18 protein-coding genes and 1 riboswitch are annotated in these 23,237 nt (G+C 64.0%); of the genes, 3 read left to right on the top strand and 15 right to left on the bottom strand.

Features of this window, described 5'->3' with window-relative positions; all coding sequences use genetic code 11:
* Window positions 1-207: 207 nt before the first annotated feature.
* Together fliD and glmS are read right to left on the bottom strand one after the other, a co-directional pair.
* A complete protein-coding gene (gene fliD, locus ACLIIZ_RS01105; RefSeq protein ID WP_416690356.1) occupies window positions 208-1,599 on the bottom strand; it encodes a flagellar filament capping protein FliD in 1,392 nt (463 codons plus the stop codon).
* A 311-nt stretch (window positions 1,600-1,910) separates the two neighbouring features.
* Window positions 1,911-3,734, bottom strand: a complete 1,824-nt coding sequence (glmS, locus tag ACLIIZ_RS01100) for a glutamine--fructose-6-phosphate transaminase (isomerizing) (protein ID WP_416690355.1) — start codon at window positions 3,732-3,734, stop codon at window positions 1,911-1,913.
* 122 nt (window positions 3,735-3,856) lie between these two features.
* Here glmS and waaC point away from each other — a divergent pair, with 122 nt between their 5' ends.
* Window positions 3,857-4,810 carry a lipopolysaccharide heptosyltransferase I gene (gene waaC, locus ACLIIZ_RS01095; protein ID WP_416690354.1) on the top strand — a complete coding sequence of 318 codons (954 nt, stop codon included), beginning with the start codon at window positions 3,857-3,859 and terminating at the stop codon, window positions 4,808-4,810.
* Window positions 4,807-6,078 carry a lipid IV(A) 3-deoxy-D-manno-octulosonic acid transferase gene (gene waaA / locus ACLIIZ_RS01090; protein ID WP_416690691.1) on the top strand — a complete coding sequence of 424 codons (1,272 nt, stop codon included), beginning with the start codon at window positions 4,807-4,809 and terminating at the stop codon, window positions 6,076-6,078. The genes waaC and waaA overlap by 4 nt, the downstream gene beginning before the upstream one ends.
* Here the strand turns inward: waaA and ACLIIZ_RS01085 are convergent.
* The 5 genes from ACLIIZ_RS01085 to ACLIIZ_RS01065 are packed head-to-tail and all read right to left on the bottom strand — an operon-like array spanning window position 6,044 to window position 10,553.
* Entirely contained in the window at window positions 6,044-7,375 is a 1,332-nt protein-coding gene (locus tag ACLIIZ_RS01085) for a TolC family outer membrane protein (RefSeq protein ID WP_416690353.1), read from the bottom strand. The two genes, waaA and ACLIIZ_RS01085, sit on opposite strands and share 35 nt — an antisense overlap.
* 7 nt (window positions 7,376-7,382) lie before the next feature.
* A complete protein-coding gene (locus tag ACLIIZ_RS01080; RefSeq protein ID WP_416690352.1) occupies window positions 7,383-7,706 on the bottom strand; it encodes a rhodanese-like domain-containing protein in 324 nt (107 codons plus the stop codon).
* Entirely contained in the window at window positions 7,706-8,359 is a 654-nt protein-coding gene (locus ACLIIZ_RS01075; RefSeq protein WP_416690351.1) for a protein-L-isoaspartate O-methyltransferase family protein, read from the bottom strand. Before ACLIIZ_RS01075 ends, ACLIIZ_RS01080 begins: the two co-directional genes overlap by 1 nt.
* 60 nt (window positions 8,360-8,419) lie before the next feature.
* Complete coding sequence (locus ACLIIZ_RS01070) at window positions 8,420-9,052, bottom strand: TetR/AcrR family transcriptional regulator (protein WP_416690350.1); 633 nt, start codon at window positions 9,050-9,052, stop codon at window positions 8,420-8,422.
* 52 nt (window positions 9,053-9,104) lie between these two features.
* Complete coding sequence (locus ACLIIZ_RS01065) at window positions 9,105-10,553, bottom strand: carbonic anhydrase (protein ID WP_416690349.1); 1,449 nt, start codon at window positions 10,551-10,553, stop codon at window positions 9,105-9,107.
* Window positions 10,554-10,680: 127 nt separating this feature from the next.
* Window positions 10,681-10,780, top strand: a riboswitch (TPP riboswitch).
* A gap of 54 nt (window positions 10,781-10,834) precedes the next feature.
* On the opposite strand from ACLIIZ_RS01065, the gene thiC reads away from it, so the two are divergent.
* A complete protein-coding gene (gene thiC / locus ACLIIZ_RS01060; protein WP_416690348.1) occupies window positions 10,835-12,751 on the top strand; it encodes a phosphomethylpyrimidine synthase ThiC in 1,917 nt (638 codons plus the stop codon).
* Window positions 12,752-12,817: 66 nt separating this feature from the next.
* On the opposite strand, the gene ACLIIZ_RS01055 is transcribed toward thiC, so the two are convergent.
* From ACLIIZ_RS01055 to ACLIIZ_RS01020, 8 genes are all read right to left on the bottom strand, one after another.
* Entirely contained in the window at window positions 12,818-13,393 is a 576-nt protein-coding gene (locus ACLIIZ_RS01055) for a ubiquinone biosynthesis accessory factor UbiJ (RefSeq protein WP_416690347.1), read from the bottom strand.
* 12 nt (window positions 13,394-13,405) lie between these two features.
* Window positions 13,406-14,143, bottom strand: a complete 738-nt coding sequence (gene ubiE, locus ACLIIZ_RS01050) for a bifunctional demethylmenaquinone methyltransferase/2-methoxy-6-polyprenyl-1,4-benzoquinol methylase UbiE (RefSeq protein ID WP_416690345.1) — start codon at window positions 14,141-14,143, stop codon at window positions 13,406-13,408.
* 6 nt (window positions 14,144-14,149) lie between these two features.
* Complete coding sequence (locus ACLIIZ_RS01045; protein ID WP_416690343.1) at window positions 14,150-14,566, bottom strand: gamma-butyrobetaine hydroxylase family protein; 417 nt, start codon at window positions 14,564-14,566, stop codon at window positions 14,150-14,152.
* Between the two features lie 56 nt (window positions 14,567-14,622).
* Window positions 14,623-16,224, bottom strand: a complete 1,602-nt coding sequence (locus tag ACLIIZ_RS01040) for a hypothetical protein (protein WP_416690341.1) — start codon at window positions 16,222-16,224, stop codon at window positions 14,623-14,625.
* Window positions 16,214-16,651, bottom strand: a complete 438-nt coding sequence (locus ACLIIZ_RS01035; RefSeq protein WP_416690689.1) for an HIT family protein — start codon at window positions 16,649-16,651, stop codon at window positions 16,214-16,216. The genes ACLIIZ_RS01040 and ACLIIZ_RS01035 overlap by 11 nt, the downstream gene beginning before the upstream one ends.
* A gap of 111 nt (window positions 16,652-16,762) precedes the next feature.
* Window positions 16,763-20,638: a DUF3683 domain-containing protein gene (locus tag ACLIIZ_RS01030; protein WP_416690339.1), complete on the bottom strand. Its 3,876-nt coding sequence runs from the start codon at window positions 20,636-20,638 to the stop codon at window positions 16,763-16,765.
* Window positions 20,639-20,729: 91 nt separating this feature from the next.
* The gene (locus ACLIIZ_RS01025) at window positions 20,730-21,149 is read right to left on the bottom strand and encodes a YqaA family protein (RefSeq protein WP_416690337.1); all 420 of its coding nucleotides are present in this window, start codon (window positions 21,147-21,149) and stop codon (window positions 20,730-20,732) included.
* Window positions 21,149-23,164, bottom strand: a complete 2,016-nt coding sequence (locus ACLIIZ_RS01020; RefSeq protein ID WP_416690335.1) for a methyl-accepting chemotaxis protein — start codon at window positions 23,162-23,164, stop codon at window positions 21,149-21,151. Before ACLIIZ_RS01020 ends, ACLIIZ_RS01025 begins: the two co-directional genes overlap by 1 nt.
* Window positions 23,165-23,237 lie beyond the last annotated feature (73 nt).

The raw sequence follows: 23,237 nt of genomic DNA, 5'->3' as shown, positions 1-23,237 counted from the left end.
CCAAACTCTACCGGAAAATGACCGCGGAATGGCCAGGAAAGGCTGCCTGGCGGAATCGGGAATGGCACCGAGACGAGCGTGCCGGCGCGTCGGAGAGCCGCTTAACCGCCGGTCGGGAGCCACCGAGTTCATTCAGAAAAGCCGACGGCTGCAACCGGACAACTACCATCGTTCGATGCTCCGGGAATCGCCAAGGCCCTCCGGACCTCAGCCGAAACTCGCGCTCAACAGATTCGCGTTGTAGGCCTGTTGGGCGAGCAGCGATTGAAGAAACTGCTTGCTCGTCGCCCCATTTGCCGAGCTTGAGGTGGCCGAACCGAGCATTTCAGTGAGAAAAAGCGAGGACAGACTCGAAGAACTGGGGGTGTCGAGAACGCCAAGCTGACTGAGGTAGGAGTATTTCCAGCTTTGGCCGCTCGTACCGAGCAGGCTCGATGAATTGAAGCTCGGGACGGCAAGCTGGAGCAGACGCGACGCCGACAGCGCCCCGTCTGTCAGCGAGGTGACGCGCTCGGCCAGTCCCGTAGCGGGGCTGCTGAGCACACTTTCCACGCTGGCCGGCGAGGCAGTCAAGGCTGCGTTGAAGGCCGTGGCATTGAGGGATAGCGTGCCGTTGGCGTTGCTGGTGATGCCGATCCGGGCGAGGCTCGTGCTCTCCCCGACCGCGCTCGACAACAGGGACCGCAGATAGGAGACGCTCAAGCCGAGGCTGGAATTTTCCGAGCCAAGTCGGGTCAGCGTGGTCTGAACCGCGTTATATGCGTCGACAAAGGATTTCACAGTCGTCGTCATGGCGCTATCGGGGGCCACGCTCAGCGTGGTTTTCCCGGTCGCCGCAAGATTCAGCGTCAGACCCGGGGTAGCCGTACCGAGCGTGTTGGTACTGGCGGTGAAGGCCGTCCCGTTGAGCAATCCTTCGGCATTTTGCGCCTGGCTGCTCAGCGTCAGCCCACTGTTGCCCTGCGCCGGATAAGCCAGCAGGCTATCGACGCCGGCATTGCCGCTGACGCCGATGGTAAAGGCATTGGCCGCCCCGGACTGGCCGGTGAGACTCAACTGGTAGCCGGCCGACGACGAGACGACTTGCGCCTGCAGCCCGATATTGGCGGAATTGATCGCCGAAGCAATCCCCGGCAGCGTGTTACTGGCGCTACCGAGCGCGACCTGACGGGTCTCGCCGCTGGCGAACTGGAAGCTCAGGGTCGCAGCCCCGTTGCCGATTGGCGTCAGGGAACTGGTCTGCGGCGCGCTGCTCAAGCTCTGGGCCTGCGCCAGTTGCCTGACCTCGACGGTGTAGGTGCCGGTGGCCGTTCCGTCGCCAGCCGAAGCGCTAGCCACCTTGGCGTTCGACGATGTGACCGTCCGGGCATCAAATGCGCCCAGACCAGCCAAGGATTGCGCCGCCGAGCCAAGCGTTTCGACGCCGTTCAGCAAAGTCCCCACGCTGGAAATACTGGTCTGTACGCCAGTCGGCGAAAGCAGACTGCTGATCCCGGACGTGTCGGAAACGCCGGACAACGAACTAACCGACGATGTCGGATAGAGCGCGTTGATCAAACTGAGGGTGGGGTTGTACCCATAAATCGAGGAGACGTTCATTTTATCCACCTGGACATGACGTCGAACGGCCTCGCGAATGCCTGCCGTCAGCGATTCCTACATTCTTTATAGCACATCGCTGTACCGCGCCAGCCGCCCCAGACGCCAATCGCCGCGCTCGCTTCAACAGCGCCGCAGGGCGGCCAGGGTCTCGAGGATCCCGGCAGCGCCGATCGTTTCCGCTGCGCCTGCCAACCGTGCCTTCCGCCTGGAATGGTGGCTCCGGCCGAATATTTGGACCCAGCGATTATGTGGAGCGGTGAGTTCGAATCCGACAGACTTAATTCCTGCGAACAAACCACCGCCGGCCTTCACTCCACCGTCACTGACTTCGCCAGGTTGCGCGGCTTGTCCACGTCGGTACCCTTGACCAGGGCGGCGTGGTAGGAGAGCAGTTGCAGCGGGATGACGTGCAGGATGGGCGAGAGCTGACCGTAGTGTTCGGGCAGGCGCAGCATGTGCACGCCCTCGGTGCTGGGGATTTCGGCGTCAGCGTCGGCGAAGACGTAGAGTTCGCCACCGCGGGCGCGGACTTCCTGGAGGTTGGATTTGAGCTTTTCCAGCAGTTCGTCGTTGGGCGCCACCGAGATGACCGGCATGGCAGCGTCGACCAGCGCCAGCGGGCCGTGCTTGAGTTCGCCGGCGGGGTAGGCTTCGGCGTGGATGTAGGAAATTTCCTTGAGTTTCAGCGCGCCTTCGAGGGCGATCGGGTAGTGACGGCCGCGGCCGAGGAAGAGGGCATGGTGCTTGTCGGCGAAACGACGGGCCCAGGCTTCGATCTCGCTTTCCAGCGTCAACACCTTATTCACTGCGACCGGCAGGTGGCGCAACTGGTCGATGTAGGCGGCTTCTTCCGCTTCGCTCAGGCGGTCGCGCACTTTGGCCATGACCAGGGTGAGCAGGAAGAGGGCGGCAAGCTGGGTGGTGAAGGCCTTGGTCGAGGCGACGCCGATTTCCGGGCCGGCGCGGGTGATGAAGCGCAGTGCCGATTCGCGGACGATCGCCGATTCCGGCACGTTGCAGATGGCCAGCGTCTTGTGCTGGCCGAGCGACTTGGCGTGACGCAGCGCGGCCAGGGTGTCGGCGGTTTCGCCGGATTGCGAGATGGCGACGACCAGTTGCCGCGGATCGGGAACCGAGGTCCGGTAGCGGTATTCGCTGGCGATCTCGACCGTGCAGGAAACCCCGGCGATGGCCTCGAGCCAGTAGCGGGCGGTCATCCCGGAATGGGCGCTGGTGCCGCAGGCGAGGATCAGCACCTGGTCGACATCGTGCAGCAGATTGGCGGCTTCGGCGCCGAAGATGCCGGGCTGGATGCTTTTCGCGCCGCCGACGATTTCCAGCGTGTTGGCCAGCGCTTCCGGCTGCTCGAAGATTTCCTTCTGCATGTAGTGGCGATACTGGCCGAGTTCGACGGCGGCGGCGGAGAGCTCGGAAACATGCACCGGCCGCTCGACCGGCGTGGCGTCGAGGCGTTCGATGCGCACGCCGGCAGCGGTCAGCTCGGCGATGTCGCCGTTTTCCAGATAGACCATGTTGCGCGTCACCTGGAGCAGGGCAGAAGCGTCGGAGGCGGCGTAGCTGCCGGTATCGCCGAGGCCGAGCAGGAGCGGCGAGCCTTCGCGCGAGACGACGACCTTGCCCGGCTGGCGCTGGTCGATGACGGCGATGGCGTAGGCGCCGACCAGGCGGCGGCAGGCGAGCTGCACGGCGCGGAAGAGGTCGGGCTCGGCGCGCAGCAGGTGTTCGACGAGGTGGGCGATGGTTTCGGTGTCGGTATCCGAGGTGAACTCGTAACCGAGGTCGGTCAGTTCGCGACGCAGGCTTTCGTAGTTCTCGATGATGCCGTTATGGACGACGGCGATGCCGCCGGAGACATGCGGGTGGGCGTTACGCTCGCAAGGCACGCCGTGCGTTGCCCAGCGGGTATGGGCGATGCCGGTCGGCGCGCTGGTACCGGCGGCGGCGGCTTCCAGTTCGGCGACCCGGCCGACCGAGCGGACGCGTTCGATGCCAGTGGCGCCAACGACGGCCAGGCCGGCTGAATCGTAACCGCGGTATTCAAGTTTCTTCAGCCCTTCGACGAGGACGGGAACGATGTTGCTGCCGGCTGCTGCCGCGACGATGCCGCACATGATGGAATCCGGAAAACGATATGCGCACATTTTAGCGCATGCGAGCGTGCTGTCGCCGCCGATGCACGTGACGGAACCCGGGCGATCTATAATCGCGCTTTCGTTTTTGCGGTCCCGCGCCGATGCGCATCCTGCTCGTCAAAACCTCGTCGCTCGGCGATGTCATCCACAATCTGCCGGTCGTCAGCGACATCCGGCGACATTTCCCGCAAGCGACCATCGACTGGTGCGTGGAAAACGTCTTTGCGGCGATTCCCCGCCTGCATCCGGATGTCGATCGCGTCATTCCGGTGGCCATCCGACGCTGGCGCAAGTCCCTGCTGCGACCCACCACCTGGCGCGAGATCGCGGCCAGCCGACAGGCGCTACGCGCTCACGCTTACGACCTGGTGATCGACACCCAGGGGCTGATCAAGAGCGGGCTATGCACCATCCAGGCTCGCGGGCCGCGCGCCGGCTACAGCTTCGATGCCGCCCGCGAACCGCTGGCGGCGATCTTCTACGGGCGCCATTACAGCGTCCCCCGCGACCTGCACGCAGTGGTGCGCAACCGCCAGCTGGCGGCGGCGGCGCTCGGTTACCTGGCCGACGCCACGGTCGATTACGGGATTGCCGCGCCGGCCGTCAGCTGCGACTGGCTGCCGGCTGGCGACCATGTCGTCCTGCTCACGGCGACCAGCCGTGACGACAAGCTGTGGCCGGAGGAGCGCTGGATCGAACTGGGCCACCGGCTGGCCGACCAGGGGCTGCGCGCCGTGCTGCCAGCCGGCAGCGCCCCCGAACGCGAGCGCGCGGCACGGCTCGCCGCCGCCATCCCGCAGGCGGTCGCCGCACCGCCGCTGAGCATCGAAGCGCTGGCCGCCTTGCTGGCCGGCGCCCGCGGCGTGGTCGGCGTCGATACCGGCCTGACCCATCTGGCGGTAGCGCTCAAGGTGCCCACCGTCGCCTTGTATACCGCAACCGAGCCCGGCCTGACCGGCGTCCATGGCAGCGCCTTCCACCGCAACCTCGGCGGCTGCGGGCAATGCCCGGAAGTTGACGCGGTCCTCGCTGAACTGACCCAAGGTCTGGGCTGATGCTGCGCCTGCTCTACTCGCTCTGCCTCTATCTGCTGAGCCCGGCGATCTTCCTGCGGCTTGCCTGGCGGGCGAGAAAGCAGCCTGAATACCTGGCCAACATCGGCGAGCGCTTCGGCTTCTACGGTCAACGCCGCGCCGCCGGGGAGGCGCCGCTGATCTGGGTGCACGCCGTCTCGGTCGGCGAAACCCGCGCCGCCCAGCCACTGGTCGAAGCCCTGCAGGCGGCCTGGCCGACGCACCGCATCCTGCTTACCGGCATGACGCCGACCGGCCGCGCCGCCGGCCGCGAAGTATTCGGCGAGCGCGTGATCCAGGCCTACCTGCCTTACGATCTGCCGGACGCGGTCGGCCGCTTCTTCCGCCATTTCGCACCGGATTTCGGCATCCTGATGGAAACCGAGATCTGGCCCAACCTGCTGGCCGCTGCCGAGCGCCGCGAGATTCCCGTCGTGCTGGTCAATGCCCGCCTGTCCGAGCGCTCGGCGCGCGGCTACGCCCGTTTTGGCGGCCTCACCCGGCCGGCTTTCGGCCGGCTCGCCGCGGTAGCCGCGCAGACCGCCGGCGACGGCGAACGGCTTGCCGCACTGACGGCACCGCAGGTCGAAGTCTGCGGCAATCTGAAATTCGACGTCGAACCGCCCGCCGAACGCCTCGCCACTGGCCGCGCCTGGCGCGCCGGCTTGGGGCCGCGGCCAGTCTGGCTGGCCGCCAGCACGCGCGAGGGCGAGGAGGGGCCCTTGCTCGACGCCTGGCTACGCCGCCCCGTGGACGATGCCTTGCTGGTCCTGGTGCCGCGGCATCCGCAACGCTTCGGGGAAGTCGCCGCCCTGCTCGAACAGCGCGGCCTGCGCTGGCAAAAGCGCAGCGTCGCCCAGCCGACAGCCGAAACGCAGGTCTGGCTCGGTGACAGCATGGGGGAGATGGCGGCTTACTACGCGCTGGCCGATTTCGCCTTCATCGGCGGCAGTCTGGCGCCGCTCGGCGGGCAGAACCTGATCGAAGCGGCGGCCTGTGGCTGCCCGGTGATTGTCGGCCCGCACACCTTCAATTTCCTGCGTGCCACCGAAGACGCCATTGCTGCTGGCGCGGCCTTTCGCGTGACCGATGCCGACGCACTGATCGATACCGTGCACCGGCTGTTTCGGGAAAGCGGGGAACTGGCGGCAATGCGTGCCGCCTGCGCCGCGTTCGCCGCCGCTCACCGCGGGGCGACGCAACGCACGTTGGCGCTTATTGCGCGGCGCTGTCGTCGAGCAGCGCGTTGATCTTCGTCACGTCGTCCTCGCCGAGCGTGCCGACCGCCGCCTTCAGGCGCAACTGGGCCATCAGGGTGTCGAAGGTGGCCTTGGCAAGATCGCGCCGCGTCACGTAAACCTGGTTTTCGGCGTTCAACACGTCGATGTTGATGCGCACGCCGACCTCGTAACCCAATTTGTTCGATTCGAGCGCCGACTGCGACGAAACCAGCGCCGCCTTCAGCGCATTGACCTGGGCCAGACCGTTGGTGACGCCGAGGTAATACTGACGAGCCGCCAGCGCCGCGTTACGCCGCGCCGCTTCCAGACCGTAGCGGGCAGCCGTGCTGTTGGCGGCGGCCTCGCGCTGGCGCGACGTCGTCGCGCCCCCCTGAAACAGCGGGATGTTCAGTTGCAACCCGTAATTGGCGAAGTCCGAATCGACCGCCCCCAACGCCGTGCTGGAATACGCTTTGGACTTGCCGCGATTGGCGACGAGATCGAGCGTCGGATAATGGCCAGCCCGCTGCTTGTCGACCTCGCGGGCGGCAATTTCGGCCTGTGCCTGCTGGATCTGCACCGCCAGCGCATCCTTCTCCGCAGCGGCAACCCAGTCGGCCAGACGGTTCGGCTCGGGCGGCGCCAGTACCGCATCCTTGCGCGGCGGGGCCAGCTTGCCGGCTTCCTTGCCGATCAGCGTCTGCAACGCCTGGCGGCGCACTTCAAGCTCGCTCTCGGCAGCGATTTCCTGCGCCTGAACGAGGTCGAAGCGGGCCTGCGCTTCATGGGTGTCGGTGATCGTCGCCGTACCGACCTCGAAACTCTTCTTGGCGAGTTCGAGCTGCTGAGCGATCGCTTCCTTGTTGGCGCGTACCGCGGTCAGGTTTTCGCTGGCGTAGAGGACGTCGAAGTAGGCCTGCGCCACCCGCAGGATCAGATCCTGGCTGGCCTGCACGAAAGTCGCTTCGGCCTGCGCCACCTGCTGCTTTGCCTGACCGTAGGCGACCCAGTTCTGCCAGCGGAACAGCGGTTGCGACAAGGTCAGCTGATAGGCGTAGCTGTTGTATTCGACATTGCTGGCAGCCGCCGGGACGTTGCGCGGCTCGGAATCGACGTCGTTCCAGACCGTGTTGCCGGAAGCGGTCACCGTCGGCAGCAAGCCGGCCAGTCCCTGCGGCGCTTTTTCGCGACCAGCATCGAGCGTTGCCCGGGCGGCGGCGTATACCGGGTCGTTGTCCTGCGCGGCGCGGTAGATCTGGACAAGATCGGCGGCATGCAGCGGGGCGGCGGTCAGGGAAGCGGCAAAAAGCCAGGCGATTTGTTTCATGCGGACCTCAGTAGCGGTTCATTCCGGGATCGACTTCGCAAGCCCAGCCCTCGATGCCACCCAGAAGGTTGAACACGGCGCCGTAACCCTTGCGTTCGAGAAACATGCAGACCTGCATGCTGCGACCGCCGTGGTGACAGATGACGACGATTTCACGCTGCGGATCGAACTCGGCACAACGCAGCGGAATCATGTGCATCGGCACATGCAGCGCCCCTTCGATCTGGCACTGCGCAAGCTCCCAGGGCTCGCGGACATCGAGCAGCAACGGCGGCGGCCGATTCACATCGGCCAGCCATTCCGCCAGTTGGGATGCCCGAATCTGGCGCATTACAGGCTGAACTCGCGCGCCGCGGCGAAGTTGTCAAGAACGGGAACAACCGTCTCGAACAGATTGACCGTGTTGTACACACCGTCGGCGACGCACGTGATCATTTGAGCTTCCATCACCGGCGCCTCGCCGACGATTGCCGCCAGGCGGCCGCCAACCCGCAACTGCTTGAGCAGTTCGGCGGGAATCCGCGGCAGGGCGCCGGAAAGCACGATCACATCGAAGGGCGCGCGTTGCTGCCAACCGCGGCTGCCATCGGCACATTCGACGGTGACATTGGCGACACCGGCACGCTGCAGGTTGTCGCGGGCAAACGCCGCCAGTTCCGGGCGCAGTTCGAGGGTCGTCACGTGCTCGGCGCGCGCCGCCAGAAGCGCTGCCATATAACCGCTGCCGGTACCGATTTCCAGCACGCGATCAGCCTGGCGGATGCCAAGTTCCTGAAGCAGGCGGGCTTCGACGCGGGGAGCAAGCATGCACTGACCTTCGCCCAGCGGGATTTCCATGTCGGCGAAGGCCAGGTTGCGATAGGCCGCCGGCACGAAATCTTCGCGCTTGACGATGAAGAGCAGGTCGAGCACTTTCGGGTCGAGCACGTCCCAAGGACGAATCTGTTGCTCCACCATGTTGAAGCGCGCTTGTTCGATGTTCATGAAATTCTCCGCAAACTTAATATTAGCATACGCTAATATATTGGTTCTGACAAAATCAGATTATACCTGAGGCACACACAGCCCCCGCTGCAACAGCGCCAGATGCGTGGCGAGATAGTCACGGTGACGGGCGGGCTGCTGCTCGCAGCGCCCCAGCGAATATTCCCAGATCAGCAACATCAGCACCGGGGCAATGATGACGTCGATCGTGACTTCGATGTCACACTGCCGGAATTCGCCGCTGCTGACACCACGCTGCAACGCGGCGCCGACCAGGGCGCGACCACGCGCGATCACATTGGTGTAGTAGTAGCCGGCGATCTCGGGAAAGTTCTGCGCCTCGGCCACGATCAACTTGGGAATGCCGGCGAAGGCAGTGCAACCGATGCGTGTCCACCAATGATCAAGCAACTTTTCCAGCAAGGAGAAGCTGCTGCCGGAGTGACTGGCGGCAATCGCCTCGTTTTCCGCCAGGACTGGCACGATGCCTTCCTGGATCACCGCCTTGAACAAAGCTTCCTTGCTGGCGTAGTAAAGGTAGAGCGTCCCCTTGGAAACTCCGGCACAGGCGGCAACGTCATCGAGGCGGGTGGCGGCGTAGCCTTTCTCGACGAACTGGGTCAACGCGGCCGCCAGCAACTCGCCAGGGCGAGCTTCCTTGCGACGTTTCCGGACTGGTTTGGCGGTACTCATGGCGGCTTAATGACTATTGGGTCATCAAGCTAACACCCCATCACGGCTAGGGTCAACGGCTCTCCTTGATGAGCCGGTCGCCGATCGGCTGGGCGGGACGGGCGTTGTTGCGATAAAGGCGGCTGAAGATCCGCAGTTGCTCGTACGAAACCTCGATCGGCTGCTTGAAGACGATCCACAGGATATCTTCGGTACAAGGGGGTGTCGTCAGCGAGCCCATGAAGGTGTAGTACTGCTTGCTACCGGGCAGAAGAGCGGCCGGCTCGAAGACGGCCGTCGGCGGCTCGACCGGAACATGTTTCTCGAGCGGCAGATTATTCCACAGGGTCTGGATCTGCGGATTCTCGTTACCACGAGTCATCAGCACCTCGATCACCGCCCGCTGACCGTCGATGGAGCGATGCACAAAATGGGCGGACATGTCGTAACGCTGGCCGTTGATCCGGGTCTCGCCCGGGCGATGGAAATGGATGTCCACCAGATCGTAGGTCTTGCCAGTCAGGGAGAAACTGCTGTCGCCAACCGCGACCGAAACGGTGTGGCCAGTATCGACGATGCGGAACGTGGAGGGTCGGTAATCGAAACGAATCGGCTCAAGATCGACCTTGATACCATCCCGGATATCGATCGGCGACTGACGCTTGCCGGCGGCACAGAGGACGTTACGCGGATCGAGCTTGACCCAGTTCTCCGGCGCACCTTCGCCTTCGTAGCCCCAGGTCACCGGCTTGTGCGGCGTCACCAACTCCAGCATGTAGCCCGCGTTGGCACGGCTCGGCGCCGGCTTCAGCGGGCGCGGCGCCGCCGCATTGTTGTGGACCAGTTGGGTCGTTCCATGTGAAACGCTGAGACTCGGCTTCGGCTTGGCTGGCGGCGGCGTTTCCTCGGCTTTCGGCCGGGTCTCGACCGGCGCCGCCGCTTCACTGCGCGAGGCTTCCATTGCCGCCTTGAGATTCGGGCGAATCGACGGAATCAGCGCATCGGGCTTATCGACGGTTTTTACCATCGGGGCCGCTTCCTTCCCCAACTCCTTCTTCAGCAACGCCGCGTTGGCTTCCTGCAGTTTGCTCGCCGCTTCGTTGGCGCGCTTGGCGAGCTCGGCCGGATCTTCCTTGGGCGGACGGCAGACCTCGCGCAGGACGCGGTCGTCGAGCGTCCCGGTACGCACCGGCAGTTCGGCGCCGGCAATCTCTTCTTCCCGGATGACGTCGTTTTCGGCTTGCCGATAGATGCGCTTGATCGTCTTCGCACTGCGCGACGCGCAGTCATAACGAGTGGTCGCCTCGATGACCCGGTACGGCATCCCGGTCCGGCTGTCGGATAGCGGACGATCGAGTGTCACCCGGCTCAAGGCTTCGACGACATTGCCGGTGCGCTTCAGGGTCGCACGATCAAGTTCAATGCTGCGACCGGCCTCGGTGGAAATGTTCTGCCAGGTTGGCGCAGCCCAGGCCAGAGAAGGCAGACTGGCCAGAACGATGGCAATGGTCGTCAAACGCATGGGTTGTTTCCTGTAGGTTTTCTTCGAATTTTCACGGGCTTGTCGAACTTATTTCGACCAGATTCCGGGAATCTTGAGCCCCGACCGTGCTTCCTTGCATTTTGCCTGTGTTTCCAGTACCTTGCACCACTCTCGTTAGGGGTGTCGACCCGCACAGCGCTCGGCTGAGAAATACCCTTCGAACCTGATCGGGTCATGCCGACGTAGGGAAACGAATCCGTCACCGGAACCAGATCGCTCCTTGCCCGTCTTACCCCGCTGAACATCCGCACGGAGCACTCATGAACGCCAAAGACCCCTTCCTCGCCGCCAACGCCCACGTGGACGAGGCCGCCATCCAGCCGCTGCCGAATTCGCGCAAGGTTTACATCGAAGGCTCGCGGCCGGACCTCCGGGTGCCGATGCGCGAAATCTCGCAGGCCGATACGCCGACCGGCTTCGGCGGCGAGAAGAATCCGCCGATCTACGTTTATGATTGTTCCGGCCCGTATTCCGACCCGGCGGCGCAGATCGACATCCGCTCCGGTCTGCCGGCGCTGCGCGCCCAATGGATCATCGAGCGCGGCGACACCGAGGAACTGCCCGACCTGTCTTCCGAATTCGGCCGCCAGCGTGCCGCCGACAAGGCTCTCGACGAACTGCGCTTCCCCGGCTTGCACCGCAAACCACGCCGGGCCAAGGCCGGCGCCAATGTGTCACAGATGCACTACGCGCGCAAAGGCATCATCACCCCGGAAATGGAGTACGTGGCGATCCGCGAGAACCTCAATCGCGCCGCCTATATCGAATCGCTGAAAGCCACCGGCCCGACCGGCGAGAAGATGGCCAAACTTCTGACCCGCCAGCATCCGGGCCAGAACTTTGGCGCCAGCATCCCGGCAGAGATTACGCCGGAATTCGTGCGCAGCGAAGTGGCGCGCGGCCGCGCCATCATCCCGAACAACATCAACCACCCGGAAAGCGAGCCGATGATCATCGGCCGCAACTTCCTGACCAAGATCAACGCCAACATCGGCAACTCGGCGCTCGGTTCCTCGATCCAGGAAGAAGTCGAGAAGATGACCTGGTCGATCCGCTGGGGTGGCGACACGGTGATGGACCTGTCCACCGGCAAGAACATTCACGAAACGCGCGAGTGGATCATCCGCAACTCGCCGGTGCCGATTGGCACCGTGCCGATCTACCAGGCGCTGGAGAAGGTGAACGGCAAAGCCGAGGACCTGACCTGGGAAATCTTCCGCGACACGCTGATCGAGCAGGCCGAACAGGGCGTCGATTACTTCACCATCCACGCCGGCGTGCTGCTGCGCTACATCCCGATGACCGCCAACCGCATGACCGGCATCGTCAGCCGCGGCGGCTCGATCATGGCCAAGTGGTGCCTGGCGCATCACAAGGAAAGCTTCCTGTACACGCACTTCGAGGAAATCTGCGAAATCATGAAGGCCTACGACGTCGCCTTCAGCCTCGGCGACGGCCTGCGTCCCGGCTCGATCTACGATGCCAACGACGAAGCGCAGCTCGGCGAACTGAAGACGCTGGGCGAACTGACCGAGATCGCCTGGAAGCACGACGTGCAGACCATCATCGAAGGTCCGGGCCACGTGCCGATGCACCTGATCAAGGAGAACATGGACCTGCAGCTCGAATACTGCAAGGAAGCCCCGTTCTACACCCTCGGCCCCCTGACCACCGACATCGCGCCGGGCTACGACCACATTACCAGCGGCATCGGTGCCGCCATGATCGGCTGGTACGGCACCGCCATGCTCTGTTACGTGACGCCGAAGGAACATCTGGGTCTCCCGGACAAGAACGACGTCAAGGAAGGCATCATCACCTACAAGCTCGCCGCGCACGCCGCCGACCTGGCCAAGGGCCATCCCGGCGCGCAGATCCGCGACAACGCGTTGAGCAAGGCGCGCTACGAGTTCCGCTGGGACGACCAGTTCAACCTCGGCCTCGACCCGGACAAAGCCAAGTCCTTCCACGACGAGACCCTGCCCAAGGAATCGGCCAAGGTCGCCCACTTCTGCTCGATGTGCGGGCCGCACTTCTGCTCGATGAAGATCACCCAGGACGTGCGTGACTTCGCGGCGGCGCAAGGCTTGCGGGAAGAGGAAGCGCTCACTCGGGGAATGGAAGCCAAGGCGGTCGAATTCGTGCAGACCGGCGCCGAGGTTTATCGCAAGGTGTGACGGAAATTCGACCCGCAATGAGAAAAGGCCGCGATCGCGGCCTTTTCCATTTCCGTTGAGGTAGCTTCAACCACCCAGGCGTTCGACCCGTTTGTCGAGGCGCGCCAGATCGTCGCGCAAGGCATCGACCGCAGAAACGAAATCCTTGATGGAAGCAGGATCGGCCAGCAGTTCGCCCTCGTTGCTGGCGTATTCGGCAAAATTAGCCCCCAGCCGCGCTAGTCCATCGCGAGCATTATCGGCCAGGGCAGCAGCGGCCAGACTCAGGCGCCGGGCCGGAATGTCGCCGATCACCGCCGCCAGGTCGCCCTCGGCATCCCAGCGCAAGTTGCGGAAGACAAAGGCCAGGGTTTCCGCGACATCGGCGACGCCGCTCAAACGGGCACCGCTCATCAGCTTGCTGCGATCGGTCAGCGCACGCACTGCGAAATCGTCCGGCAGTTCGATGCGGACATCGGGTTCGGCAACGGCATCGGCGGCCTGCAGCAAGCCGCTGCCGTCGATCGTCAGGCGCAGGGTCAGCGGCCCGGCGACGATCGCCACCCGCGCCCCGGCATGCCGGCTCAAGCGCTCTGACGCCCAGGGCGCCTGCGCGATCAGGTGGTTGAGCGGGACGAGCAGCAGCCGGTCAGACAGGGACATCGAGCCAGCCGCCTAGAACTTGAAACCGCGGTGCAAGGCGACGACACCGAGCGCCATGTTGAAATATTCGACCCGCTCCAGGCCGACGCCTTCCATCATCGCCTTGAGCGTTTCCTGGTCCGGATGGACGCGGATCGACTCGGAAAGATAGCGGTAGCTGTCGGAATCCTGCGTCACCAGCTGGCCGATGCGCGGGATCACCTGGAAGGAATAGAAATCGTAGACCGGCGCCAGCGGCTTCCAGACCTGCGAGAACTCAAGCACCAACAGACGGCCACCGGGACGCAACACGCGGCGCATCTCGGCCAGCGCCTGCTCCTTGTGCGTCATGTTGCGCAGACCGAAGGCCACCGTCACGCAGTCGAACCAATCGTCAGGGAAGGGGAGTTTCTCGGCGTCGCACTGCGCAACCGGCAGCATGTAGCCCTTGTCGGTCAGCCGGTCGCGGCCACGCGCCAGCATTGCGTTGTTGATGTCGGTCAGCCAGACCTGGCCGGTCTTGCCGACACGTTTGGCGAAAGCCAGCGACAGGTCACCCGTCCCGCCAGCAACGTCGAGCACCCGCGAACCTTCGCGGACACCGCTACGTTCGATGGTGAAGGCCTTCCACAGCCGGTGCATGCCGCCCGACATCAGGTCGTTCATCAGGTCGTAACGGCTGGCGACCGAATCGAAGACGCTGCGCACGCGACGCGCCTTTTCCTGCTCGGCGACGGTTTCAAAACCGAAATGGGTCGTTTCCTTGTTCATGGGCTCTCAGTGGTGATGGCTGCAGGACCGCGCGGCGGCAGCGGGACTGCCGGTGCTGTCGCGGGAGGCGCCCTGCGCCTCAAGCAGGCGGAGGTACTCCGCCCACAGTTCGTCTTGATGCACGCCGAGGTTATAGAGGAGATCCCAGGTGTACAAACCGCTGTCGTGGCCGTCGGAAAACACCAGCTTCAGCGCGTAGGTTCCAGAGGGTTCGACCGCCAGCAATTCGACGTCGCGCTTGCCGACCTGCAGCGTCTCCTGACCCGGTCCGTGGCCACGCGCTTCAGCCGACGGCGTCATCACCCGCAGGTATTCGAAGGGCAGACGAAAAACCGTTTCGCCATATACGAGTTCGAGCACCCGGCTTTTCGTATGCAGACGAATCGCCTCGGGGATCGGGGTGTCTTTTTCCATGCCGGCCATCTGTGGTCTCCATGCCAGGGCGGCTAGTTTACCCCGAAGCTGCCGGCAGCGGCAGCCTACAGTTCGACAACGCTGATCCGTTCGAAATCGGCCTGGCGCAACAGGATGTGATTGAGGCGCAGCTTGCGTGTCTCTTCCCCGATGACGACTTCCAGATCGCGGCCGGCGTGGTAATTGCCCGGCGGCAGGACCAGTGACTGTTCCTCGCCGATCGCCGACAGTGCCGGCAACAGGAAACCCGCCATGTAACGTTCGCTACTGGCGCTCTTGGCATCAAGCGACCGGAAGCTGACCCCTTGCGGCATCCCCGGCAGAGTAGCCAAGCCGACTACCAGACCGCCCGACTCTTCCTGCATCAGCCAGGTCGCGTAACCGAGCAGGAAATGCTCGCCATCATGAGGGCAGACCGCCATCAGTTGTCCGTGCTGGACACGCTGACCGGCGCCACTGCGGCCCAGCCGGAAACCGTTGGCCGAATGATTGATCACCGACCAGTATTCGACCGGATAGTCGGCATGCGGGCGGATGACCAGGGTCTGACCCGGATCGGCCCGATCGCGGAAAGTGAACAATTGCTCGAAATCGCCCCGGGAATAGGCAGCGGCGGAGTCCGGTTGCTCGAACGGAACGCCACTCACATGAAAGAACATTGGCGTGAACCCCGTGGCGACACGCGCCGTACCCTCACTGACGAAACGCCGGAAACGACGGGCCGACGAAGATTGCGACCAGGGCCGAACGAGTTGTTCGAGCAGCTTCAGTACATGACTGCTGGTCTCCTCGCCGAGACCAAGTTGCGACGGGGTATAGCGCATGCGCAGCTGATTGATCGCATGATCGATCTGCAGCCCCAGGCGCGCCGTATCCAGGCGCCGGACATCGCTCGCCGCCCCCTCGACCGAGGCACTCAGATGCAAGGGCTGATCCTTCATCAACTCGACCACGTAAGGCGGCAGTTCGAGATCGCTCTCCAGCGGGCTGACGCCAACCAGCGGCGCCCACATCACCGCCCAGCGGCGGATCAGGTTGAGGTTGCGCACGCTGTGGCTGTAGGGGCTGGCCACGTCAATCAGCAGCAGGGCAACGTAAGCGGCAGCACAGTGGGTCGCGTGCGTGGTGCTTTCCAGCGGATCGCTGACCGGGGTGAAAACAATTCCCCATTCTTCGGCAGTTTCGAAATAGCCGTGCAGGTCGAGCCAGATGCCGGGCGGCAGTTCACGGTGAGCACGATAATGCTCGATGATCACCATCCCGGTGTAATAGATGCAACGGTGCAGCAGGGTCGCCATCATCTCCTTGTAACCGGGCGCCTCCACGGCCGGCTCTTCGAGACGGGCACACAGCGCGTAGGCCTTGCCCATCTTGCGCCAGGCGTCGACGGCGGCGCGGAAAGCCGACTCCTCGTCGTGGCTCAGTGGCACTGCCTTGTTGTGATAGAGACGGGCCATTTCCTCTTCGACGAAGCAGAGCGGCGCCCGCGTCTGTTCGAGCAGGGCGAAAAGGATACCGGGGTCGGGCGGCGCCGTCAGCAGCGCATCGAGGAAATCCATCAACTGCCGTTCGGCGGTTCCCGGATTGGCCAGCATCAGCTTGGCCAGGTAGTTCATGCCATCGTTCAGATCGACGATCGACAACTGCACGCTCTGCTCATTGCTCATGGCTATTTTCCTCTCGCGCCAACTCGCCGGTGATGATGGCCGTCAGCATGGCGTCCTCGACGGTCGCGCGAGCCGGCGTCGACTCGCGCTGCTGCCGGCCCCAGATCGGTTCCGGGAAATGACGATCGTCGCGCCAGCGGGGGATGACATGCCAATGCAAATGCGGAACGACGTTCCCGAAGCTGGCGAGATTCACCTTGTCCGGCGCAAAACACTTGCGCACCGCCGTCTCGACGGCGAAGACGACGCGCATCAGCGTCTGCTGCGACGCCGCGTCGAGGTCGGTCATTTCGGCGACATGACGGTTCCAGATGACCCGGCAGAAGCCGGGCAGGGCGGGATCGTCCACGCGCACGACGCGACAGTCCGCCGACTGCCAAAGCAGCCGCCCCCCTGGTCCGCCACATAGATCGCAAGCGCTTCCCATCACCACATCGAATCCCGTCGTTTTGCATAGGATTGCATTCGCCGTCACTTCCTGCAAGTGGCGGCGAAAAATAGCCTGCTCAAGACGGTCAGCGGAAGGGAAAAGCCGCGATCAGAGCAATACGCGCTCGATACCGCCGTTGTTGGCCTTGCCGACGTAATCCGCCATCCAGTTGTCGCCGAGCAAGTGCTTCGCCAGCTCGACCACGATGTAATCGGCCTGCGTGCCGGCATCGTCGTCGTAGCGGGAAAGCCCCTGCAGACAGGCCGGACACGAGGTCAGGATCTTGACCTCGCCCTGGAAGCCCGTACCCCGCAACTTCTCCGCCCCCATCTCGATTTCCTGCTGCTTGCGGAACTTCACCTGCGTCGCGATATCCGGCCGCGAATAGGCGAAGGAACCCGAGTCGCCGCAACAACGGTCGTTCAGCGGCACCTCCTGGCCCATCAGCGCCTTGGTCACGGCGAGCGGGTTGTAGGCCTTCATCGGCGTATGGCAGGGATCATGGTACATGTAGCGCGTCCCCTCGACGCCTTCGAGCTTGACACCCTTTTCCATCAGGTATTCGTGAATGTCGAGCAAACGACAACCGGGGAAGATCTTCTCGAAGTGGTATTTCTGCAACTGATCCATGCAGGTTCCACATGAAACGATCACCGTCCTGATATCGAGATAATTCAGCGTGTTGGCGACGCGATGGAAAAGCACACGGTTCTCGGTGGTGATCTTCTGACCTTCGTCCTCGTTGCCCGAAGCGGTCTGCGGGTAACCACAACAGAGGTAGCCCGGCGGCAGCACGGTGGTGACGCCGATGTCGTAGAGCATCGCCTGTGTCGCCAGACCGACCTGCGAGAACAAGCGCTCGGAACCGCAACCGGGGAAGTAGAAGACGGCGTCCGAATCCTCGGTCGTCTTCTGCGGGTTGCGGATCACCGGAATTACCTCGTCGTTCTCGATGTCGAGCAAGGCGCGCGAGGTGCGTTTGGGCAGGTTGCCTGGCATCGGCCGGTTCATGAAGTGGATCACCTGCGTCTTCACGCTGGGCGCGCCGAGTGAGGCCGGCGGATGCTTGCGCGTTTCCTGGACCAGATGCAGCGCCTTGGCCGCCTTGTGCGCCAGACGCTGGGCCTTGAAACCGAAATTCATCATGACGCCGCGCAGCAACTTTACCGTCGCCGGGTCCTTGGCGCTGAGGAAGAGCATCGAGGCAGCCGTTCCTGGCGAGAAACGCTTCTTCTCCTGCTTGCGCAGGAAGTTGCGCATGGCCACGGAAACATCGCCGAAGTCGATATCGACCGGGCAGGGTTTGACACAACGGTGGCAGACCGTGCAATGGTCGGCGACATCGTTGAACTCGTCGAAGTGCTTGAGCGAGATGCCGCGCCGGGTCTGCTCCTCGTACAGGAAGGCCTCGACCAGCAGCGAGGTGGCGAGGATCTTGTTGCGCGGGCTGTAGAGGAGGTTGGCGCGCGGCACGTGGGTCGAGCAGACCGGCTTGCACTTGCCGCAGCGCAGGCAGTCCTTGACCATGTCGGAAATCTTGCCGATCTCCGACTGCTCCATGATCAGCGATTCGGTACCGAGCAGGCTGAACGACGGCGTGTAGGCATTGCCCAGATCGCCACCGGGCATCAGCTTGCCCTTGTTGAAGCGGCCTTCCGGGTCGACCTTCTGCTTGTAGGCACGGAACGGCCCGATTTCGTCGTCAGTCAAAAATTCCAGCTTGGTGATGCCAATCCCGTGCTCGCCGGAAATCACACCGTCGAGCCCGCGCGCCAGGTGCATGATGCGCTCGACCGCCTTGTTGGCGGTCTGCAGCATCGCGTAATTGTCGGAATTGACCGGGATGTTGGTATGCACGTTGCCGTCGCCAGCGTGCATATGCAGGGCGACAAAGACGCGGCCGCGCAGCACTTCCTTGTGGATCGCCTCGATCCGCTCGAGGATCGGCCGATAGACCGTGCCGTCGAAAATCTTGGCCAGACGCGCCTTCAACTCCTGCTTCCACGAGGTGCGCACGGAGTAATCCTGCAGGCGATGGAAGAGCTTCGGATTCTCGGCCTTGTTGGTCAGTTCACCGGCCACCACGCCGTAGGAGGCAAAGCGCGATTCGGCTTCGGCCAGCGGCAGGTCGAGGTTTTCCAGCAGCCATTCCCAGCGCAGGCGGACGGCTTCGACGTAATCGAGCGCGGCTTGCCGGCGGTCGCCGATCAGCAAATCCTTGTCGAGATTGGCGTCGCCGGAGTGCAACGGCAGTTCGCCCTTGAGGAACTCGGACAGGGCGTCGCACAGCGCCAGCTTGTTCTGCGTCGACAGTTCGATGTTGATGCGCTCGATGCCGTCGCAGTACTCGCCCATGCGCGGCAACGGGATGACGACATCTTCGTTGACCTTGAAGGCGTTGGTGTGGCGCGATATGGCGGCGGTACGCGAACGGTCGAGCCAGAATTTCTTGCGTGTTTCGGCGTCGACCGCGATGAAGCCTTCGGCGGCACGCAGGTTGCACATGCGTACGACTTCCGAGGCGGCGGCCATCACCGCCTTTTCGTCGTGACCGACGATGTCGCCGATCAGCACCATCTTCGGCCGGCCGTGGCGCTTGGCCTTGGTCGCGTAACCGACCGCCTTCACATAGCGCTCGTCGAGGTGTTCGAGGCCGGCCAACTGCACGCCGGCGGCGTTGCCGGCGCCACCCGGCTTGAAGTAATCGGTGATCTCGACGATCGCCGGCACCGCTTCGCGCACCTGGCCGAAGAATTCGAGACAAACGGTGCGCGTCACCGGCGGCATCTTGTGCAGCACCCAGCGCGCGGCGACGATGATGCCGTCGGTACCTTCCTTCTGCACGCCGGGAATGCCGCCGAGGAACTTGTCGGTGACGTCCTTGCCCAGGCCGGTCTTGCGGCAGGCGGCGCCGGGCATGACCAGCACTTCCTCGCCGAGCGGCTTCTTGCCGGAAGGATCGAAGCGCTTGACGCGGAATTCGACGTTTTCCTGCTCGTGAATCTTGCCGTAATTGTGATTGACCCGTTCGACTTCCAGCCAGTTGCCGTCCGGATCGACCATCTTCCACCAGGCCAGGTTGTCGAGCGCGGTACCCCACAGCACGGCCTTCTTGCCGCCAGCGTTCATGGCGATGTTGCCGCCAATGCAGGACGCCGAAGCCGAGGTCGGGTCGACCGCAAAGACGCGACCGGCCGCCGAGGCGGCTTCTGAAACGCGGTCGGTGACCACACCGGCGCCGGTACGGATCGTCGCGTACGGGGTTTCGTGGCCGGCCAGCACCAGTTCCTCGACCGGACCGAGGTCGATCAATTTCTCGGTATTGATCACTGCCGAATGCGGCGTCAACGGCACGGCACCACCGGTGTAACCGGTACCGCCGCCGCGCGGGATGATGGTCAGGCCGGCTTCGATGCAGCCACGCACAAGATGGCCGATCTCCTCCTCGGTATCCGGGTAGAGGACGACGAAGGGGTATTCGACGCGCCAGTCGGTGGCGTCGGTGACGTGCGAAACGCGGGCCAGGCCGTCGAAGGCGATGTTGTCGCGACGGGTGTGCTTGCCCAGCACCTTGAGCACCTTGCGCCGCAGGTCGATGGTCTCGCCGAAACGCGCCTCGAAACGGTTCACTGCCTCGTGCGCCGCCTCGACCAGACGCTTGACCTTGGCCGAGCGCTCCGGATCGTCGCTCTCGCTTTCAGTGCGGCGCTTCTCGACTTCCTTCAGGCGATGACGCAAGGCACTGACCAGGGCGTCGCGGCGCTCGCGGTTGTCGAGCAGATCGTCTTCCAGATAAGGATTGCGCTGCACCACCCAGATGTCGCCCAGCACCTCGTAGAGCATGCGCGCCGAGCGGCCGGTGACGCGCTCGCCGCGCAGTTCGTCGAGGATCGCCCAGTTGTCTGCACCGAGCAGACGGATGACGATTTCGCGGTCGGAAAACGAGGTGTAGTTGTACGGAATTTCGCGCAGGCGAGCGGTCATGATCAAACCGGTATCTGTCAAAAACAGGATTTTAGCGTATTGCGGCGCAACACGCGGGGCAGGTAGACCGGAGAAGGGCGTCCGGGTTCATTCAGTTTGTTGCCGCCTGCACCACCAGCCAGTAGCGCGCGAACTTGCCGAGCGCCATGAACAGAGCGCAAGGGAGCCAGTGCAGGCGCAACCAACCGGCGGCAATGCACAGGGCGTCGCCGATCAGCGGCAACCAGGAGAAGAGCAGGGCGGCGGCGCCCCAACGGCGCAGTCGATCGACCTGCGGCAGCCGCTCGACGCGTTGCCAGCGCGGCAGGAAACGACCGCAGGCCCAGGAAATCAGGCCGCCCAGCGTATTGCCGAGGGTCGCCACGAGCAGGGCCGGGTGGGCCTGAGTCGGCGCGTACTTCAGGAAAGCATAGAGGGCCAGTTCCGAACCGCCGGGCAGCAGCGTGGCCGCCAGCAGGCTGTAGAGGCCAAGCCCCCACAGCCCGGCCCCGGGATCGAAACCCGTCAACATCAGGTACGGAAACGGGCGGCGCCTTCTTCCAGGCTGCGCGCGACATTCTCCAAGGCGCGCACTTCACCGAGCAGGGCGCTCGCCTGCTGGCTGTTCGAATCGGCCAGATTGGCGACGCGTTCGACCGCCTGGGCGATGGCCTGGCTGGTCACGCCCTGTTCGCGGGCGGCGTTGCTGATTTCCGAAGCGGCCTCCACCGATAGCTGACCGGCGTCGGCGATCGCCTTCAGCGCGGCCTCCGCCTCGCCGGCCAGACGCGCCGCTTCGCGCGCCTGGGCGGCAATCTGCTTGGCGTTCTCGGCGGCACTGGCGGTCCCCGACGACGTCGAGGAAACTGTCTGGGCGATGCGGGCGGTGAATTGCGTCGATTTCTCGGCCAGCTTGCGCACTTCGTCAGCGACCACCGCGAAACCACGACCGGCTTCGCCGGCCCGGGCCGCCTCGATGGCGGCGTTGAGCGCCAGCAGATTGGTCTGCTCGGCAAGTTCGGAAATCGCCCCGGCCATGCCGGCGATTTCCTGCGCATTGCCGGCCAGTTGCGCCATCAGAGCCTCGGCACTGGCGGTTTCGCTGGCGATCTTGCGCATCTCGGCGCTGACCGCACTCGCTGCGGCCATCCCTTGCTGGGCACGGGTCAGGGTTTCGCCGGCGGCCTGCTCGGAACTCTGCGTCTGATCCGCGGTATGCGTGATGCTGACCGACAACTCCTCCACCGCCGCGGCCAGTTCGCTAGCCGACGATGATTGTTCCTGCGCCGCGCTGGCGACCGTCTGCGCCGCCCGTTCCAGCGATTCCGCCGAAGCGAAGGCGCGGCTCGACGAATGGCTGATCTCGCGCAGCAGGCCGCCGATTCCCTGGCGGGCCGTGTTGGCTTCGTGGGCGATGACACCGATCTCGCAGTTCGCCGACGGGATTTCCCGGGAGAAATCACCCGCACCCATGCGGCGGACACCTTCGGCTACCGCGTCGACCCCGGCCAGACCCCGCGTCGCCGCCACCCAGGCAGCGAGCGCGCAGGCCAGCGCGCCAATCAGACAGGCGACGGCAAGCTGCCAGCGTAGCGCGTCGGCGTGCTTGTTGTATTCGTCGATCCAGGTTCCGCCTGCCACTGTCCAGCCCCAGGAAGGCGCCCGCTGATAGACGACGATCTTGTCCTTTTCGGTGCCGTCGGCGTCGAAATAGGGATAGACGATGCTGCCGGACTCCTGACGGGCCATTTCCCCGGCCAGCATCAGCAGCGGCCCCTTCACTTCCTTCGCCGTCTGCCCCTCGAGTTTCGGGTGCAAGGTGAAGAAGCTGTCCTCGAGCTTTGGCTCGACCTTGACCGCGTAGGGATAGCCGGTATCGCCGAATTTCATCTCCTTGAGGGTTTCCTTGAGTCGCGCCATGTCCTCGCTGATGTCAGCGCGCACCGACCAGGCGCCGACCACCTTGCCCTGGCCGTTGTGGATGGGCATGAAGGCGCTGACGTAGAACTTGCCGGCGCGCTGCACCACCCCCGACCACTCCTTGCCTTCTAGTACCGTCCGCGTTTCCTTGGCATCGGCGGCAATCGCCTTGCCGAGCATGCTCTTGCCGTCCTTGTCCTTGAGCAGGGTCGCCGCGCGCACCATCTCGCCCTTGTCGTTGAACAGCAGCAGGGCGGGCTCGGCAATCAGGATTTCCTTCCAGCGCTGCATCAGCCGTTCATTGCCATTCACCACTTCGCCGCTGATCCGGTACACCGGCAAGCCGAAGGCATCGCGGTCGGCGCTGGCATCCGCCGATTTCAGGGTATCGCCGAGCATGCTCTTGAGCACGCCAAGGCGTTTCATGCCGGCGGCCTGGTGGGTCTTCGCTGTCAGCTCCAGCAGGTCGACGACGGCGGCAACCTGGCCGCTGGCCGCCGACTCGGCGCTCATCCGCTCGGCGCGGGAAAAGGTGTACAAGGAAAAAATCGCCACTGCTGCGAACGCCACGGCACAAGCCATGGCGACAATGACCGCAACCCGTGTTGCGAGTTTGCCAATTTGCATGCTGCTCCCCTGAAAAAGCTTATGGTTAGTTATTGGCGGCGCATTCTGCGGCCAACAAGGCGCCACTGCAACG

The organism is Azonexus caeni (genome assembly GCF_048146105.1).
GTDB lineage: Bacteria > Pseudomonadota > Gammaproteobacteria > Burkholderiales > Rhodocyclaceae > Azonexus > Azonexus aromaticus_B.
The sequence above is the reverse complement of the archived record's forward strand: the minus strand, read 5'-3'. Positions and strand labels throughout refer to the sequence as shown.

What these genes read in the sequence shown, in the direction of transcription:
- fliD (WP_416690356.1), bottom strand. Translation starts at nt 1,599, where the DNA reads ATGAACGTCTCCTCGATTTATGGGTACAACCCCACCCTCAGTTTGATC.
- glmS (WP_416690355.1), bottom strand. Translation starts at nt 3,734, where the DNA reads ATGTGCGGCATCGTCGCGGCAGCAGCCGGCAGCAACATCGTTCCCGTC.
- waaC (WP_416690354.1), top strand. Translation starts at nt 3,857, where the DNA reads ATGCGCATCCTGCTCGTCAAAACCTCGTCGCTCGGCGATGTCATCCAC.
- ACLIIZ_RS01085 (WP_416690353.1), bottom strand. Translation starts at nt 7,375, where the DNA reads ATGAAACAAATCGCCTGGCTTTTTGCCGCTTCCCTGACCGCCGCCCCG.
- ACLIIZ_RS01080 (WP_416690352.1), bottom strand. Translation starts at nt 7,706, where the DNA reads ATGCGCCAGATTCGGGCATCCCAACTGGCGGAATGGCTGGCCGATGTG.
- ACLIIZ_RS01075 (WP_416690351.1), bottom strand. Translation starts at nt 8,359, where the DNA reads ATGAACATCGAACAAGCGCGCTTCAACATGGTGGAGCAACAGATTCGT.
- ACLIIZ_RS01070 (WP_416690350.1), bottom strand. Translation starts at nt 9,052, where the DNA reads ATGAGTACCGCCAAACCAGTCCGGAAACGTCGCAAGGAAGCTCGCCCT.
- ACLIIZ_RS01065 (WP_416690349.1), bottom strand. Translation starts at nt 10,553, where the DNA reads ATGCGTTTGACGACCATTGCCATCGTTCTGGCCAGTCTGCCTTCTCTG.
- thiC (WP_416690348.1), top strand. Translation starts at nt 10,835, where the DNA reads ATGAACGCCAAAGACCCCTTCCTCGCCGCCAACGCCCACGTGGACGAG.
- ACLIIZ_RS01055 (WP_416690347.1), bottom strand. Translation starts at nt 13,393, where the DNA reads ATGTCCCTGTCTGACCGGCTGCTGCTCGTCCCGCTCAACCACCTGATC.
- ubiE (WP_416690345.1), bottom strand. Translation starts at nt 14,143, where the DNA reads ATGAACAAGGAAACGACCCATTTCGGTTTTGAAACCGTCGCCGAGCAG.
- ACLIIZ_RS01045 (WP_416690343.1), bottom strand. Translation starts at nt 14,566, where the DNA reads ATGGCCGGCATGGAAAAAGACACCCCGATCCCCGAGGCGATTCGTCTG.
- ACLIIZ_RS01040 (WP_416690341.1), bottom strand. Translation starts at nt 16,224, where the DNA reads ATGAGCAATGAGCAGAGCGTGCAGTTGTCGATCGTCGATCTGAACGAT.
- ACLIIZ_RS01035 (WP_416690689.1), bottom strand. Translation starts at nt 16,651, where the DNA reads ATGGGAAGCGCTTGCGATCTATGTGGCGGACCAGGGGGGCGGCTGCTT.
- ACLIIZ_RS01030 (WP_416690339.1), bottom strand. Translation starts at nt 20,638, where the DNA reads ATGACCGCTCGCCTGCGCGAAATTCCGTACAACTACACCTCGTTTTCC.
- ACLIIZ_RS01025 (WP_416690337.1), bottom strand. Translation starts at nt 21,149, where the DNA reads ATGTTGACGGGTTTCGATCCCGGGGCCGGGCTGTGGGGGCTTGGCCTC.
- ACLIIZ_RS01020 (WP_416690335.1), bottom strand. Translation starts at nt 23,164, where the DNA reads ATGCAAATTGGCAAACTCGCAACACGGGTTGCGGTCATTGTCGCCATG.